Origin of the sequence: Mesorhizobium sp. B2-4-13 (genome assembly GCF_006658535.1) — a bacterium.
Lineage (GTDB): Bacteria > Pseudomonadota > Alphaproteobacteria > Rhizobiales > Rhizobiaceae > Mesorhizobium > Mesorhizobium australicum.
Genome location: NZ_VFVB01000003.1, coordinates 262,682 through 278,949, shown reverse-complemented (window position 1 = coordinate 278,949; position 16,268 = coordinate 262,682). Strand labels below are relative to the sequence as shown.

The window sequence follows — 16,268 nt, the reverse complement described above, 5'->3', positions numbered from 1 at the left end:
TTAGGATTACCTGCTTTTCAATCAGTGTCAGCAATGCGCCTCATAGCAGTCGTTAAATAACTCTGGCACCTGCCCGAAAGCAGATGTCCAGTTTGTTTGTCTCATCATCGCCAGGTCGGGAGCATCGAAGCGCTTCCAAGCTTTAAGGAGAGCACGCTCTTCCGACGCTGATCTCATTTGCTATGCTCACGCAGCACATGAGGAGAATCAACTGCTCGGGACGCCTTGGCAATCATCGCCTGTTTATAATTTCCATCGAATTGGCAGGGCGTGATCGACTCTAGGAACAGAGCAAAGAGCTCTTCTCGGCCCTGACGCTCCCGATCAAGCTCTATCAAAGTTTGATACACCCGCCATGGCGGAAGGCCATACAATCTCATCAACCGCGTTCGCTTCCACAGTTGGGCCGCGAACGACGGCTTCATCGTTTTAAGGGCTTGCGTATGCAGGGCGGTAACTTGACCTACATAATTTCCTAGTTGCTTGAAGATCTGCCCTGAACGCTTCTGCATTCCGATGTCAGGGCGTCTTTGCCGCAGACCGCTGATCTGAGTGATCTCCTGTTCGCACAGATCGATTAGATGATGATTGCCAACGCGATATGCCCGTTTTTGGAGCGCCCTTAGTCGTTCGATAAAATGGCCAACGGCTTTCCTGTCGCTTCTCACGATGCTCCGTTTTGAGAGCAGGATGTCCATCCACTCAATGCCGTATTCAACACTTTCCCGTTCGACAGGATCGTCAAGCCCGTTCGCAAGTTCGCGGGCATATTGTAACGCGCTCGCCGAGCGATCGTAGGCCCCCGCCATCGACGATGAACCGGATTCGCCAATGGCGTTTCCAATGCGGTCCAGCAGCTCCCTTGCGCCGTCTCGCGCTAGCACATGGTTTAGATCTGCATTTTCAAAATAGCGCATACTGTGGTTGAGGATACCAAGCTCAACATTCTTGAATTCGTCGGAGAGTACGTCCGACGATCCAAGCGCTCTCTTTTCCACCTCTACGGTGTGGGCCGCCGCGCTTGGGATACTGAGAACGACGAAGGTCTTTGCGGCCCAGAGCCTGCGATCGCTTTCAGACAAGACCGCAAAAATCTGGTCCGACAACAGAGGCAGATCGTCAGCCTTCTCACAGCGGCCGAGACCAGACCAAGCGACCAAGACATCTCGGATATCGCCTGAGATAACCACGGCCTTCCGAGCCTTTTTTTTCAATACCTTGACTGCATTCGCCGTCAGCAGCGGCCTGCCGCGCTCCTGTAGTGCGATCCAAGTGATCCGCTCCAGATCGAGGTCGTAAAGTTCGGGACAGACTTCAAAGTCCAGTCCAGAATAACCCATGACAACGAGATGGCCTCCCGCTATGCTTTTTAGGTAGGTCCTCTTCCATTCGGGCAACTCCCCTTCTTGATCAAGTGAGAAAATCATCGATTCCGGTTGCCGTGCGCATCCATGCAATTTGAGAATGGGGCGCGCTTCGCCCGGCGATGCCTCCGTCACAACAACCGAGTGGGGTTGGTCGTTCTTCGCGAACAGGTAAGCATCTTCAATGCAGGTGTCGTAATTTGTCGTTACGATCCCTCGGATCCGATCCTTTGCGAGCAACGACGCCAAGGCCTGATGCAGCGGGTTGAAGCGCACGGTTGCTCCCCCGTGCTCCCCTCCATGGCGCAGAAAGTAATTTTGGAAAAGGCCCGGCAGAACATCCTTTTTTGGATATTGCTGCAGAATCGCCTCATAGGCCGCGGATGTTATCGCTTTGTGGAACGTGTCAGATGGAGCGCCCGCCGTCGTGCAAAGTTCCTCGATCTTTGCCGCCTTGCAGAGCACGTTGGCGATTTCGACCGATGTCTTATGGCCGCCTTGGAGACCGGTTGGGCAAAAGATTGAAAGCCCGCTGCCACAGAGTACCCCTGGAGCATCGCCCTGCAATGCCTCGAGAAAGGCAGGCTCAAAGCCTTTGGACTGGGTTCTCAGACGTTGATGCATACTCGGATCTCCGCTGACTATTTCAGGGGTGGGTCGGCATGTGCCACCAGTTCAGGCGGCGATAGAAGTTATAGGAGGCCGGTCGCTTACCTTAAGACCTTTCTTGACAATCGTTCCGATGAAATCGTATCCGCGGATTTGCACCGGCGACGTCGCAAGCACTAGGAATTTGCAGGCTGGGCCAGCGCCGACGCTAAGCTGGCGAGTGGCTTCCAGGCCCAAAAGGCCCGATTCAAACGCATAGCCGAGACCGTCGCAGAGTTTCACGATATCGCCAGCGACGCCGCGGGAGCCCCCGGGGATGATTTCAAGAATCTCCGGCTTTCTGATGAGTTGCAAGATGTCGGAAAGAGGATAACAGGCATGAAAATACTCGGGATCGAGCGCAGTAGGAAGCGTGAGATTAGAATAGTAGGCAAAGGCCATCGCCGGATTGTCGATAAGCTTCAAGTCTCTTGCAACAATGGACGCGACGGCCGACACCGCAATCGCTGACTCATTGCCCTCGCAATAATTCTCATGTGAGAATTGCACCAAGGCTGTCGCGTTGACCTCTGATTGCAGCATGTCGACGGCAGACCCAACCGCTCTCTTGTCCACCACCGACGTGTTGCCTACCGTCAGGACATCAGGTTTGACACCGAGCGAGACCAGCTCGGCAACTGCGGCCCTTGCAACAAAATATGCATTGGCAAAAGCCGTGGCGTTTATCCGATCGGACGGACGTGAACCGATGCCCTGCGAGAAATCGACTGCCGTGATCAAGCAACGTGACCGAACTCGGGCCGCCGCAACATCCCGTCTGCCCAAACGGCGAGGTGACAAAATCGGTGACATCGAAGCTCCGTCAAAAGGGAATCTGCCCCGTGTGCTTTGCCTCAGACGCCTTGCTTTGCGCTGATGAATTGCGTCTCCCGATAGACAGGATAGTCAGTGATTGTGTTTCTGGCGGAACGTTGCAGCAGTTCGTACTGTTCAAGGCCAGGCACTACCCAGTGTGTGCGCGGCCGAGGAACAATTTCGCGTGCTTGCTTGCCTTTCTTTATTTCCGATAGTGCGTCGGCCAACCAGTCCCAGTCCTCTTTGTCAAGTTCATACAACCTGTCCGCGATACGATTGAAAGACGCATGCCGGCACGAGAGGCAAAGCGCCGGATCGATGCCAGACGTGACGGCAAGCCGTTTTTCGCTATTCCAGACTCCGGCGAAGCCGCGCTCTTCGTCGAGCATATTGCCGAGCTTGAAGTCGGGCATTCCATAGGTGTAACAGCATGCGTAGACATCGCCGGTCGCTCCGACAACCGGGCCGATATGTGAGTACCAGCAATATCGAGCGTCATCCGTGTTGGGATGGGCCTGGTTGATGGCTGCAAAGGTAGATGAGCCCGTAAGCTCTTCCGCCAGGATTGGCCCGAGACTGTCCAGCAGCGCTTCTACATCAGGTCCGCGGTTGAGATTCTCAGGCTTGATTTGGATGTAGTCAACCTTGAGCCGAGCCATATTCCGGGCGAACAGTTTGATTTCGTCAATAATTTCCGGGGACACGACCTCGAAAATAAAGCTCGCCCCAATAGTAGGATATGGACTGGCTCCGCGTGACTGAACAAGTGCTTCGATGCCGCTATGTAGGTCAAGGAGGGTGTGGCCCTTTGGCCGGTGCTTTTTTCTGTAGCGTTCCTCTGTGCCGGCGTCGATGCTGAACCGGATCCAGCTCAGCTGCCCTACAAGCCGATCCAAATCCAGTGCCCGTAACGTGCTGCCATTGCTGATCACACCAGCCGTTAAGTTGGCCTCCTCGGCCGCATCGAGAACCGTATTCTGGTCTTTCTCTGTACCGCCACGCTCCTTTCTGCCTTTTAGCCGGGCAAAGTGTTTCAGCAGTGTAGGCTCGCCGCCGCCGGCAAAATGGACAGACTTTGCGCCCATTTTTCCCAATTGAGCGACAAGCGTCCTCACGGAATCATCCGACATTCGATCGGATTCGCGATGAGAAGCCGTGAAGCACCACTCACAAGCGTGGTTGCAGTAGTCCACTGGGTCAATTTCAACGGTGACCGGTGCAATTTTCAGCAGGTTGTTAGTGTTGCCTTCCCGCCTTGCAACAAGCAGGGCGTGAAGGGCACCAAAGTGCTCGAGAAAATTCCATTCGTTCACGTGAACCTGGTTGTACCGGGAATGGGTGACGGTCATGTCAGACCTCCACCAGATGCGCGCTATAGACCTCGAAGGCCCGATCAAGGGTTGCAACCACGCTGTGCCGAAAACCGCACCCATCGAGAACCTCGTCAAACGAGGGTCCGTTGTTTTCGCGCTGGTTGCGATCCGTGGACAGGATCATTGATCTGCCGGCAGGCGCCAGAAACGCCCGCAGTGATTTAAGATAACGCTGGATCGTCATGCCCTGCCGATCGAAGATTGCGAGCTCGAGCCGGTTTTCGGGCTCCCCGAAAAGCAGCGGAGGGTTGAAGAGGATCATGTCGAAGGACATTCCCTCAAAGCCTTCAAACAGATCGCTCTCGTAGATTTTGCCGTGCAATCCGTTGCGAACAAGGTTTCGCCGGGCAACAGCAACCGCATCGGGATTGATATCGGAGCCGAACAGATCCGTACTGGGTCGAGCAACTCCAATCCTCGTCAGGCAGTAGCCGGTCCCGACTCCAATCTCGAGGATACTGCCGTGGGGGTTTTGGTCCAGGATGGTTTGCGCGAAGAAGCGGCTGGTCGTCGTCAACGAAGGGCTGAGGACATTGGGGTGAACTTCAATCTCCAAGCCGTCTATCGCAACGCACTGTTCGAACTGCAATTCTTCGTGACGAGCGAGGAGATCATACGCCTGCGTGAACCGCGAACGGCCGAACGTGACGGGTGCACACATGCGCCCCTTAGTGTCGCTAGGGGCAACGCCGAAATCGATTGGAGCGCCGGTCCCGTAGCCGGGTAAATCAGACTGTATCGAAACTGAATTTGGCATCGAATGCGTCCTTCGGTTGATGTTGCTACAGGCACGCCATCAGGTTCTCGGCGTTAACGCGATATTAACTTGCAAAGTGCAAAGTGCAAGTTGTTTTATGAGACTGACGCTTTATGGTATCGTTTTCGGAAGGAGGTATCAAAAAAATGGATGACGGGTTTAAAAGGCCAATCGTCACGATCGACGTCGTGTTGATGACGATCAAGGACGAGCAGCTCTCGGTGGCTCTTATGAAGCGCCCGAACGAACCCTTCGCCGGTAGCGAGGCCCTTGTAGGCGGCTATGTCCACGTGAATGAGGATCGCGATGCGGAAGATGCCGCGCGTCGCATTCTACGGACGAAAACGGGGCTGGAACACATTTATCTAGAGCAACTCAGGACCTTCGCTTCACGTGATCGAGATCCACGCGATTGGTCGGTTTCCATCGCATATTTTGCGCTCGTCCCTTACGAAGTACTCATGGAACACTCCGGTATGCAGCTCATTCTTAGGCCGTCGGACAATCCAGGCAATCTACCATTTGACCACGCACAAATAGTTGCTAGCGCTCAGGAGCGGCTGCGGGGAAAAGGCGCTTATTCCACCATCGCAGCGTGTCTTTTGCCAGATCATTTTACCATGCCGGAGCTGCTTCGAATTTACCAGATCGTCATCGACGACAAGCTGGACCAAAGCGCGTTTCGAAGGAAAGTGAACGCTCTCGATCTCCTTGAAGAAGTGGGAAAGACCGAAGCAAATTCCCAAGCACGTCGCCCGACTACTCTATATAGACTTAAGGCCGCACCAGCCGTCTTCCTGGGACGAATAAAGGCGGGCTCCGCACGACATTAACATACATCGGCTAGCGCGCGCTGGGGCGGCGTCATCTACAGATCGGAATGTCCGCACAGCTAGCCAGTACCCGCCATTCCGCTTTCGGCCCATTCCCGGTCTTTAAACCTTACATCAGAGAGGACTGTTCAACGATGGGCGCAACGTACCTCTCGACCGCCACTAGTCGCTCTTTTTTCGTGATGCATTAGTGTGCCAGTAGACAGGGTCAGCGACCCACCTATTGATATCGGATTCGCGCCAACCGGCCCCGTTGACACTGATCTTGATCTGAGCCGGGAACGTGCCTTCGGCGATCTTGCGATAGATGGTTGAACGGGACAGGCCGGTACGGTCAAGGACGGTTCTGAGGCGTATGATGCGATCCGGCTCGGACATAGCTCGCTTGCTCCTCAGTGGTCATTGCCGATATCTGCTGGGACAGACAGGACGAACCGATGCTGGACGCAAGACGGTTTGCCTCCACAGCCGCCTCCAGCGTGGAAACGGCGGCAGATCGGAGGGGTGTCAGAGTCCAAGGCCTCGGCCCTTATCTATGCCATGGCTGAATGCAAGTTCCGCGCCGAGGCGCCGGCCGGAATCGACGTTGATGCCAAGTTCGCGCTTGCGGTTGGCGAGCAGGGATTCTAGCTGGGGATCACGTTCGAGGCTTTTGGCCATGTCGGACATGGCCGAACGCGTTGACTTGTAGCCCGACATGTCTCCGGCCTGGTACTGGCGCTGGCCAGTGCGGTCGAGCTTTTGCCAGCTTTCCACGAAACGGTCGGCCTGACGCCCCGGATCGTTATCCAGTCCGGTGCGGATTTCCGTCTCAAGCTGAAGCGCCAGCACTATGCGGTTGACGCGGCCGGCGCCCGCCTCGCGGACAAGTTCGGGATTTTTCACATAAGCCGCTTCGGCATCGCGCCAACCATGCGGCCGGACCTTCTCGAAAGCACCGCGGGCATCTTTCAATTCGCGCATCTGCTCGGGAGTGCCCCGCCCGTCGGCGTTTCCAGTACTGAGGATCGCGTCGAGCGCACGCGCGTGACGCACAAGCGCTTTCGTACGAGCACTGCGCAACGCCGCTTCCCCGTCCATCGGCACGTTGGTGTCGTGTGGCACTGTGGTGGCGAGATCTCCTCTGCCGGGCGTGGAGCCAGCATCTCCGATCCGCGCCCCAACATTTTCCCTTCCCGGCCCAGGTCCACGTTCATGCACGGACCCGGCGTCTCCGGGCGAGCGCAACCCGTCGAGCAGCCCACCGATCCTGTCGCGCAACTTCTCCGGAACGACCCGGCGCACGATCTCGACGACGCGCTGGCGGAACGTGATGCCGCGCCGCTCGGCATAGCTCTGCGCCGTGTCGATCTGCTCGTAATCCGACGCCATGTCCTTGGCGCGGTCCCGTGACATCGCGCGGACGAGCCGTTCGCGGGTCGCGAAGTCATCGCTGCCGTAATGCAGGTTCATCCCGTCGCGATGCCGCGACAAGGCAACGTAGCTGCCATGCGCATCTATGCCTGGCGTCGCCAGCACATGCGTACGATCGACCGTCATGCCCTGGGCCTTGTGAGTGGTGGCGGCATAGCCGTGATCGATGTGGGCATAGTCTTTCAGGTCAAAGCGCACAGACCGACCATCGTCGGTTCGAACCGTCATGCTCTGTGTGCTGACCTCTTCGGTCATACCGAGCGTGCCATTCTTGACGCCAAGCGACCGCTCGTTGCGCAGGAACATGACCCGGTCGCCGCGTGCGAAGTTTCTCTCACCGCGTTCCACATCCACCTGAACATCATGGCCGAGATCTCCAGCAGCGCGCATACACTCGCGCGCTGCCTTGTTGAGCGCGCGTACTTCGTCGTTCGTGTGCGTGAGAATGATCCGGCTTGCTTCAGGCTCTGCCTGCCTGCCGCGGTCCCACCGTTCGACCAGATCGTTGCGCGCCTCGTCGCGCGAGGCAGCCCGATGCACCATGCCTTGCGCGTCATAGGCGCTGATCGCAGTGCCGATCCTGCCGGTTGCCAGATCGCGCGTGGCGTCGCGCTGCCAGTCCTCGCGCTGCCGGCGCACCTGACCGATCTCGACGCCGCCATGACGCTCGTGAATCGAACGGAATGCAGCGCCGGCTTCGATCGCCTGCAACTGCTGCGGATCGCCAACCAACACGACTTTTGCGCCAACGTCCGCCGCATGGGAAAGCACGCGCTCCAACTGGCGCGTGCCGATCATGCCGGCCTCATCGATCACCAGGACATCACGCGCCGTGAGCAGATCACGGCCCTGTCCCCAACTGTGTTCCATACTGGCGATGGTCCGCGAAGCAATTCCTGATCCGCCTTCGAGATTCTCCGCCGCGATGCCGGAGAGCGCGGCGCCTCGAACCTCATAGCCAGCTGCTGCCCATGCCTGACGCGCAACACCAAGCATGGCGCTTTTGCCTGTTCCGGCAAAACCGACAACGACACCAAGACCGTGACCATCGGTGATATGCGCAAGCGCATCGGTTTGCTCGCCCGACAGGACAAGCCCCCGTTCCGCCGCCCGTGCCAGAGCTGCCTCGCGCTGTGCGTCACTTACCGCATGGCGCTCCTGTCCGGCCATGCGGTCTGCTGCGTGGTGAAGGCGCTGTTCGGTGTCGATCATCTGCCGGGTGGTGAAGCGATCTTCGCCGCGTCCGTCCTTGCCGAGTTCGACCAGATCAGGCGCGCTGCCGATGGCTGCCATGACAGCGTTAAACTGCTCCATTCCGTCGCTGTGCCGATGCGAGAACTTCGCAATGTCCTTTCGGGTGAACGTCGATTGCTGATGGGTGATGGCATCGAGCGCCACGGATGGATCGGCAATGATGCGCGCACCATTGTTGCGCGCGATCTCGCGATGCAGTTCGACGCGATCTGCTTCACTATCGCCAGCAGCAAGGCCACTGCCCTCTATGCGTTGCGCTGGTGCACCAATCTGGGTCTGCGGCTCCAGGGCAATGCCCTGGGCTTCCAGACTGCGATGATCAATGCGGGCGTCGATGTCGAGTTCGGCCAGGCGTTCATTGGCAAACTCCGCCCATCGCTCGCGCCAGCGCTCGACCAGTTGGGTGGCGTTCCAGTCTCGAACCTTTGACCCAAAACCGTTCTCGTCCACGGACCGCATGGTGAGCATGACATGGGCGTGCGGCTTGGGACTGCCATCCTCTGCCCTGTCCCAATGCACATTAAGATCGGCCACCATGCCCTTGCTGACAAACTCGACTTGTACAAAGTCGCGCGCCAGTTCGATGCCTTGCGCCTCGTCGAGTTCGCGTGGCAGCGCAAACTCGACCTCGCGGGCAAGCTGCGCGTCCTTGCGCACCTCGAACGCCTCGACATCGTTCCACAGCCGTTCGCGGTCGCGCCAGGCCTCCGGAGCATCCTCCGGCAGCATCACCTCGGAATGAACGACACCGCTTTTGACTGAAAAATCATGGCTTCGTTCGATGCGCTCGTCGCGCAGCCGCGAAGCCGAGCGGTAGGCAGCCGACGCGACAGCGCTCGAGCCTGCCTTGCGGCCAATGACCTTGACGTGAAGATGATAGATCGCCATCGCGACCAGATCATTTGCATGGCAAAGCGTACGTCGGCACGACGTATAAGCGCGCCCTCCCTCGAAAAATTCTCGGGATGGACCAGCCCGTCCCGGGCTGTCTCGGCAACCCAGGAGCCTTCCGGCGGGCGCTCGCCTATCATCGCCACATCGACAATCAATGGAGACAGCCATGCGCAAACCGCGGGACTTCGACGCCGAACTGAAGGCGCTGGAAGAAAAAGCGCGAGAGCTCAAAACGCGAAAGGTGCAGCACCTTGGCGACCTGGTGATCGCCACCGGCGCCGATCAGCTCAGCACGGATGAACTGGCCGGCGCATTGGTCGCAATCGCTGAAACCAAAGACACCTCAAAGCGTGAGGCGTGGGCCAAGCGTGGGGTGACGTTTTTCGAGAGTAGGTCCCGGCGAACTGATCCGGCATCTCAGCGCAACCCTCGCAGCGCTCCAGCGCAACCGGGCGGCACACAATCGCCGGCAGGCGGCACGGGCTCGCAATGACATGCGCACGTGGCAGGTCGAGCGACGCCGGCGCACCCGACATCTGATCGAACTCGGCGGTCTCGTCGTCAAGGCAGGCATCGTCGAGCTGACCAACGACGATCGCGCTACTATCTACGGCGCGCTGCTTTGGATCGCCGTCAAACTGCAGAGCGATGAAGACGAGCAGGCGCGAAATCTATGGACTGCGAAGGGTATGCAGGCGTTCGATCGTGAACGGCGTGAAGAGCGGATGGGACGGCGAACTTAGCCACAGTTAGCGCGAGCAGCGGCCGGCACGAAGCGGGGACAGCAGACTTCCGCCGGTGCGCCAGCGCCGACGCCGCAGTCAAGCGCTTGCGCGGGAAGCTTTCGCGATCTTCGTCGCTACCGGCGAAAATCCTATCTAGCGAGCCTTGATCCAGATGATGAAGGGCGCAAGGCTTGAGTGGGCGAAGCTCGTCAAAGTAGGCGCTCCCTTATGAGCAAACTTCAAATGCCAGATCGTGTTCCCCTCGAAACCTCGCACGCCCCACAGATGCGATCATGCACACTGCGCGTTGATAGAAACTCTGTAGCCAGGGCGCGAGCCAGCGGCATTGCTCTGCACAGCTAGAACGGGCGGAAAAGTGAAGGAAGCTCCTCGCTTTGGATGAGATAGGCGAAAGCATCCCAGCCGATGGGGCGACAGAAGCGAAACTTACTCTTGTCATGTTGCGCAAGAGAGGTGGATTTTACGAAGAAATGCACTATTTGCGTCGTGGGGGGCAGAAAAATCAAACGTCGCTCAATTCATCCGATACAAAAAAGGAAATCATATGACCACTGCTCTCGAGCAAGGCAACAAACTGGATACCGTGTCGATAACGGCTGACATTGTCGCCGCCTATGTATCGAACAATCCAGTACCGGTTGGCGAGTTGCCGAAACTAATCGGCGACATCCATGCCGCCCTGAATGGCATCGGCACGCCAGCGGTAGAACCTGTGGTAAAACAGGACCCGGCAGTTTCGATCAAGAAATCGGTGACACCTGACTTCATCATCTGTCTGGAAGACGGAAAGAAATTCAAATCGCTCAAGCGGCACCTTCAGCACTTCAACCTGACCCCCGACGAATACCGGCAGAAATGGAACCTGCCGTCCGACTATCCGATGGTGGCGCCGAACTACGCGGCTACCCGGTCGGCTCTGGCGAAATCGATTGGACTTGGGCGCAAGGCGGCGACGCCCACGTCTGCCGCGGCGGAAAAACGCAAACCGGCCGTGCGGGCGGCGGCGGCAAGAACAACTGCTACGGCAATCAAGTCGCCGGTGAAGAAGCCGCGCAAGGCGCGGGTCCAAGCGTAACCTGCTGCATCTGACAGAAGCCTAGGCTGCGCCTGACCTGAACATGGCGAAGCCCCGCCTGGCGGCGGGGCTTCGGGTTTTGTCGGGTCACTCTGTGGTGCGGCGGGACCAGATGAGCGAGAAGTCGCCCTCGGTGTCGGTCTCGACCAGGCTCGCGTAGATCGGAGCGGGGAAGCTGGGATCGTCGAGCTTGACGGAGTGGTAGTCGCGTCCCTCGCGCGACGTCTTCTTCCATGCCGCCCCGAACTCGGTGGCTCCAGCGAAGATGCGGAAGTCGGGACCCTTTTCATTGTCGCCGTCGGCCGGAGATAACGTTACCGTCTTGACGTTGAGGTTGAGGGTCTTGACCGAGCCAGAGAAGCCGTTCGCGGTGCGCGAGAAAGTGCCGATCGTAGCCATTGTGGTGGTTCCTTTGTGTTTCTCGGGCCGCGCCCATCGCGGCCTCGATGGTGGTCGTGAGACCGGAGACGATCGGTCCGCACCCACCGGGGTCCCCGTTGCGCTTGCGCAATGGGGTGGTCCTTAGGGGCTGAAACGAAGTGAAAGACGGCGGCGCGAGGCTTTCTTGGACCGCGAGGAATGGACGCGCAGCGACCAGGGGAAGAAAACGCAGCGCCGTCGTTGCGGGAAGACGATCGAGACTGAGCGCAGCGAAGGCGGTCTTCGGTCAGACCCAATCTATTCGAGGACGCCGTGGGCGTGGCTTGGAACGTACCGACGAGTGGAAACGCCACGATGGCTGCAATTGGTCATAGCTATTATCGTCCGCGCCAAACGCTTCTACACTTCTGTCAAAAAACGTAGCCTCAAGCGCCAGGACAGCGTCGGCCACTACTCCAACAGGTGAAGATGGGGCAGCGGATTTACCTTATCTTTGGGCTAAACCGCATCGCGTTCGGGGCGGCTCCGAAGGCGAGAAATTGATTGCAAAGGGCAGCGATTTCCAAGCCGACAAATGCCGACGATTTCCTGTCTCACGTCGATTCACACTTGCCCCAGCTCTTGACCTTGTCGGAGCCCTTGAAGCGCGTCATCAGCCCCCGGACGCCGCCTCGTAAAGCGCGTGCCGAACGTCGGCATCGCTAGCCTTCGATATCCGTCCCTGAACGTCGATCGAGGAGCCGACTGCCAGCGTCGCGAGGTCAGTCCGAAGTAGGCCGCGACGTCGCGCGAGCGGTAGAAGCGCGACGGGTCGTCGATCGCCGTCATGAACGAAAGTGCTGTCACCGGACCGACGCCGGGGATGGCCATGAAGCGCACGCACGGCTCGCTGTGCGCCACCATCTTCACGACCAGATCGTGCAGCCGGCAATACTATCGCCATGGCGCGGCTCGGAAGCGAGGCGGCCGATATAAAATCGCGCCAACGGTGTTCGACACTATTGAAAAGGTGCTACCGGCGTTCTGGGTAGCTATCCAATTCGTTTTGAGGTCGCTCTTCATACCGTAACGGTATGGCCGCTGTGCCGCGCGCAGGTGTTTTTCCTTCGCGGCGACGGCGAGAGATTCGTTCGATCGCAAGCAGCACCAAGCCCGTTAGGCCAGCGGCAACGATCGGCATGGGCGGCCCGATAGTCAATGCGAGCTGCCTGAGAGGGTTGCGCGCATCATAAAGTTGCCTTGGCAACAGCAGATAAGTCGCAAAAGGTGACGCCGCGGCGGCGAGCATGGTGAGGCACGCTGCCGCGATGCCGGCTACGGCGGCGATTTTGCCACGCGATTGGGAGCTTTGGACCCTTGTAGAGCACCAAAGAGTCGCCAGCACGGCTACAACCCATGAAGCTGCGCGCCCATCGAGCAGCGGATCGGCGACAGGCTGTACAGAGGCAGAGTACCATTCTCTGATTATGTCGCTGGCGAGGTAAGAGAAGTTCGGATCTGTGATTGCCACGACAAGTGTGTCGGTTGTGCCCATCACTTCGCTGGGAAGGAGCAGGAAAGCTAGGTTTGCGGCGACCACCATCGTGGCCATCCCGAGCATGCGGAGTGCTGCGATTCGCTTCATTCCAGTGAAGTCGTTCGCGAGTAGCATTGCGATCGTGATTGCGTTCAGGGCGGCCACGGCCGCGATGACGCCGGCTTGTAGCACCCAATCGAATCCGCTGAAGGCGAGTGAACCATTGACGATCAAGACGAAGCAAAGAGCAATGGAAGCGGCAAAGTAGCGATATTTCGGGGTGAAAAGTCGGCTTGGCCGCTCCAGCAGATCGAGCCGCTCGCCAGCGGTCAGATGGGCAACCTTCGTTCCGACCAATGTCTGTACAAAATGCAGTGAACCCGACGGACGAAAGCCGCTCGCGGCGCGCACCGTCGAGGCGAAGGCGCTGAAACTCCCTAGCGTTATTGCAGCTCGCAGGTCCGCGCGGAGCTCGGTTAGCATGACGATGAGAGCCACGTACCGTAGGACCAGTATCATGCTGATATAGGTGAACATCAGATCGCGAGCAGCCCTCGTCAGATAAGCCGGAAGGGATGGGCTGCGCTGATCGATGCCGGCGAGATTGAAATATTCGGCAGGGGCCGAGATCGCAAACGTGACCCCGCTCGCAAGCAGGAGGATGACAAATATCCATCGATATGCTTCAACGAATGCGGCAAGACGTCTGAAACTTGTCACATCTCCGCCAACCAAATGCGCCATTTCATGGAGCAGGATCACTTGAGCGAGACGCTCATTTCCTTTCAACAACTCGTCTATGAGTCCACTGCTGAGAGCGATTGCCTGTCTGCCGTCGACCACCGTAACGCATGCGGCCGAACCGGTTGAGGCAAAGCAGACCACTGCTGGCGAGGGGCCTTGGCCAATATTGCGCCATAGTGGTGTCACCTTCGCTTCGACGTCGGACAGAAGACGTTCCGGGATTTGTCGGAAGCGCCGCTCGCCTGGAGCATCGGGAAGGGCGCGCGCCGCGCGATGACGGATCATACTGCGAGTGAAACGGATTGCGAAGGCGACAAGTGCGGTCAGCGTGACCGCCGTTCCTGCGACCAGAAATGCACGGCCCTCGAAGTTGACCTGCTCCACTTGGGGTAAGTCCCAGCCTTGCAGCGCACCGAGGCGGCGTACCAGTCGATAAAGGTCAACGACGGCCTGATGGGCGAGAAAGATCGGGGCAACGAAACCGAAGATAGGCAGGATCACGCCGAATAGGACGAGCTTGTAGATCGAGAGCTCGATGCTCACCGCGCTCAAGTCGCTTTGCGTGCTCCGCGTTAGTCCTGGCGTTTCAATTTCCGGATGCTCCCGCGGCTGCTACCGTCGGACCAATTGCGCCAAGAGCGGCGTCAAGGGCAGCGGGATCGACATTGAGTTTGGCTGCCGCATCCTTGATAGCACCCTTCATTTTGGCCTGAATCTCTGATGCAGATGGGCCGATCGCGTCTTTTTTGAACAGCGACTTGATGTAATCTAGTGTCGCGTTGGCTAATGACTTGCCGGCTTTTTCCTCCAGCTCCTTGATATAAGCGGCCCAGAAAACTTTAAGTCCTTCGATCAGGGCCATGGCGACAAGCGATCCAAGTACCTCGATACCGAAGTCTCCCGCACGGGGGTCGTGGCCAGTAACACCTTTTATCGCTCCAGCGAGATCACCGCCTTCCTTGACGCGATCAGCTACGTCTTCGAGCAATATTTCTTGCGTGGTATTACCCTCGGTCGCCGAAATCTCGCGGCTGAACCAAAGGGCCATTGCAACATCAGCTTGTGCCAACGCTTTTCCCCATCACTTTGTTACGCCTCCTTGAGTGGAGGCGATGACGCTTTTGCAGGTTATCGCATGTATTTCTGGTTTGTTCTACCGGCGCGGCACAACATCATCGAATCGGCCGCAATGCCTGCGGGGAGGCCGATCGATTACCAGAAATCACAGGCTTTGATCATTATCGAGTCTATATGAAGGTCAGGAAGATGCGTATCCCGTGTCCGCAGGCCTTTTGGCGGCAGGCCGCGCGGGTGAGGCGTCGGCGAACGATGATGAAACTCGTCGCCGCGTCCGTGCGGGATCGGAAAAGCCGCATCGCGGTCGCCAACGCTGGCAAGCTTGCTCGGCAGATCCGCGAAGTGCTAGGCACCAGGTACACGACCTCGCCTCTCGCTGGATGCCGCCCCGGACCGCGATCATGCCGGCCGACAAGACGATGCGACGGTTAACCTCGAATACTTTCGACCAAACGACAAGGCTTGCGATCCCGGTCTTGTCTTCAAGCGTGATGAACATGATAAACAAATGCGCTGACCGGCCCCGTATCTCAGCAAGAGCACGCGTAGCGCGCTCGGGATCGCCCACTGCGACGGAGACGTGGTTGATCATCATTGGCAAGCCCCGCATCACGCCGACAGCGTAGGAGCGAAGGTCGTCAATGATTGATGGATGCCGTGGGCGCCAACCCAGTTCGGCCTTCGCTTTGTCACCCGAGACGACCTGATCGCAGGCGATCGCCTCAGCGAAGCCCCAAAGGGTCGTTGTCGCTATGCCCGATCGTACGCAACAGACGCCGAACTATGCTGGCGCCTGCAACGTTAAGGCCTACCCCGATCACCGCGCAATGACTCGACGGCGAACGTTTGGATTGGTCATGACGAATCGATCATCCCCGCGACACCTCGCCGTCTACGCCGCTATAGGCGAAATTCCTATTGGCAGAACTTGTCGAGTGCCTCTTGAAGTTTTGTCCGTACAATTCCGTTAACGTTGAACGCCCTTATAAGAATTTTGCCCACTTCGCCGCTAGTCTGCACATTGACTTCAAGCAACTGGCAGTCTGCCCCGCGCACCTGCGCGTTTGCAGTGCCGGTGTCGGAAAGCGCCACCTTGACGAAAGCTTTGTCACTGGTTTTGCAACGCAAACTCGCAACGATTTCCAGGTTCGAGGTCGAGCCACTGGACGTGTAGCAGACACTTTGCAGATGGTGGTCAGGCTTATCCAGCCCAGCCTTACCGATGTTCTCGCACTTCAGCCCCTCGATCGCTGGAGCGACGGCGCTGGATATCAATCGACCCGCGAATTCGTCACACGCACGGACCGCAATGGTCCCGCTCATCACAGCCACAGCCCCGATGGCAACGAGGCAGCTACTTTGCGAAGCACTCATGGC

Annotated in this window: 14 protein-coding genes and 2 pseudogenes; 4 read left to right on the top strand and 12 right to left on the bottom strand. The window is 58.1% G+C overall.

What is annotated here, in order from left to right; all coding sequences use genetic code 11:
- Positions 1–173: 173 nt before the first annotated feature.
- The 4 genes from FJ936_RS09335 to FJ936_RS09320 all read right to left on the bottom strand — a co-directional run bounded on the left by FJ936_RS09335 (position 174) and on the right by FJ936_RS09320 (position 4,958).
- Positions 174–1,988, bottom strand: coding sequence for an SIR2 family protein (locus FJ936_RS09335; RefSeq protein WP_141906450.1), 1,815 nt, complete (start codon positions 1,986–1,988; stop codon positions 174–176).
- Positions 1,989–2,039: 51 nt separating this feature from the next.
- Entirely contained in the window at positions 2,040–2,753 is a 714-nt protein-coding gene (locus FJ936_RS09330; protein WP_141906449.1) for a hypothetical protein, read from the bottom strand.
- A gap of 113 nt (positions 2,754–2,866) precedes the next feature.
- Positions 2,867–4,177, bottom strand: a complete 1,311-nt coding sequence (locus tag FJ936_RS09325) for a radical SAM protein (protein WP_181763117.1) — start codon at positions 4,175–4,177, stop codon at positions 2,867–2,869.
- 1 nt (position 4,178) lies between these two features.
- Positions 4,179–4,958 carry a methyltransferase gene (locus FJ936_RS09320; protein WP_141906447.1) on the bottom strand — a complete coding sequence of 260 codons (780 nt, stop codon included), beginning with the start codon at positions 4,956–4,958 and terminating at the stop codon, positions 4,179–4,181.
- Positions 4,959–5,104: 146 nt separating this feature from the next.
- On the opposite strand from FJ936_RS09320, the gene FJ936_RS09315 reads away from it, so the two are divergent.
- Positions 5,105–5,791 (top strand): NUDIX domain-containing protein, encoded by a 687-nt coding sequence (locus tag FJ936_RS09315; RefSeq protein WP_141906446.1) that lies wholly within the window; start codon positions 5,105–5,107, stop codon positions 5,789–5,791.
- A 162-nt stretch (positions 5,792–5,953) separates the two neighbouring features.
- On the opposite strand, the gene FJ936_RS09310 is transcribed toward FJ936_RS09315, so the two are convergent.
- Both FJ936_RS09310 and traA read right to left on the bottom strand, forming a co-directional pair.
- Complete coding sequence (locus FJ936_RS09310) at positions 5,954–6,169, bottom strand: AlpA family phage regulatory protein (protein ID WP_141906445.1); 216 nt, start codon at positions 6,167–6,169, stop codon at positions 5,954–5,956.
- A 129-nt stretch (positions 6,170–6,298) separates the two neighbouring features.
- Positions 6,299–9,346, bottom strand: coding sequence for a Ti-type conjugative transfer relaxase TraA (gene traA / locus FJ936_RS09305; RefSeq protein ID WP_141906444.1), 3,048 nt, complete (start codon positions 9,344–9,346; stop codon positions 6,299–6,301).
- 172 nt (positions 9,347–9,518) lie between these two features.
- Here traA and FJ936_RS09300 point away from each other — a divergent pair, with 172 nt between their 5' ends.
- Both FJ936_RS09300 and FJ936_RS09295 read left to right on the top strand, forming a co-directional pair.
- On the top strand, positions 9,519–9,845 hold the full coding sequence (locus tag FJ936_RS09300; protein WP_141906443.1) for a conjugal transfer protein TraD: 327 nt from the start codon (positions 9,519–9,521) through the stop codon (positions 9,843–9,845).
- A gap of 1 nt (position 9,846) precedes the next feature.
- Complete coding sequence (locus FJ936_RS09295; RefSeq protein ID WP_141906442.1) at positions 9,847–10,095, top strand: conjugal transfer protein TraD; 249 nt, start codon at positions 9,847–9,849, stop codon at positions 10,093–10,095.
- Positions 10,096–10,177: 82 nt separating this feature from the next.
- On the opposite strand, the pseudogene FJ936_RS30865 reads toward FJ936_RS09295, so the two are convergent.
- A pseudogene (locus FJ936_RS30865) lies at positions 10,178–10,314 on the bottom strand (DUF932 domain-containing protein); the annotation flags it as partial.
- A gap of 328 nt (positions 10,315–10,642) precedes the next feature.
- Between FJ936_RS30865 and FJ936_RS09290 the strand changes: the two are divergent.
- Positions 10,643–11,173, top strand: a complete 531-nt coding sequence (locus FJ936_RS09290) for a MucR family transcriptional regulator (protein ID WP_141906441.1) — start codon at positions 10,643–10,645, stop codon at positions 11,171–11,173.
- 87 nt (positions 11,174–11,260) lie between these two features.
- On the opposite strand, the gene FJ936_RS09285 is transcribed toward FJ936_RS09290, so the two are convergent.
- The 5 genes and pseudogenes from FJ936_RS09285 to FJ936_RS09255 all read right to left on the bottom strand — a co-directional run bounded on the left by FJ936_RS09285 (position 11,261) and on the right by FJ936_RS09255 (position 16,265).
- Positions 11,261–11,572, bottom strand: coding sequence for a DUF736 domain-containing protein (locus FJ936_RS09285; protein ID WP_141906440.1), 312 nt, complete (start codon positions 11,570–11,572; stop codon positions 11,261–11,263).
- A gap of 593 nt (positions 11,573–12,165) precedes the next feature.
- Positions 12,166–12,487, bottom strand: a pseudogene (locus FJ936_RS09275) (transposase); the annotation flags it as partial.
- Positions 12,488–12,566: 79 nt separating this feature from the next.
- The gene (locus tag FJ936_RS09270) at positions 12,567–14,366 is read right to left on the bottom strand and encodes a hypothetical protein (RefSeq protein WP_141906439.1); all 1,800 of its coding nucleotides are present in this window, start codon (positions 14,364–14,366) and stop codon (positions 12,567–12,569) included.
- Between the two features lie 34 nt (positions 14,367–14,400).
- Positions 14,401–14,883: a hypothetical protein gene (locus FJ936_RS09265; RefSeq protein ID WP_141906438.1), complete on the bottom strand. Its 483-nt coding sequence runs from the start codon at positions 14,881–14,883 to the stop codon at positions 14,401–14,403.
- 923 nt (positions 14,884–15,806) lie between these two features.
- The gene (locus tag FJ936_RS09255) at positions 15,807–16,265 is read right to left on the bottom strand and encodes a hypothetical protein (RefSeq protein ID WP_141906437.1); all 459 of its coding nucleotides are present in this window, start codon (positions 16,263–16,265) and stop codon (positions 15,807–15,809) included.
- Positions 16,266–16,268: the final 3 nt, after the last annotated feature.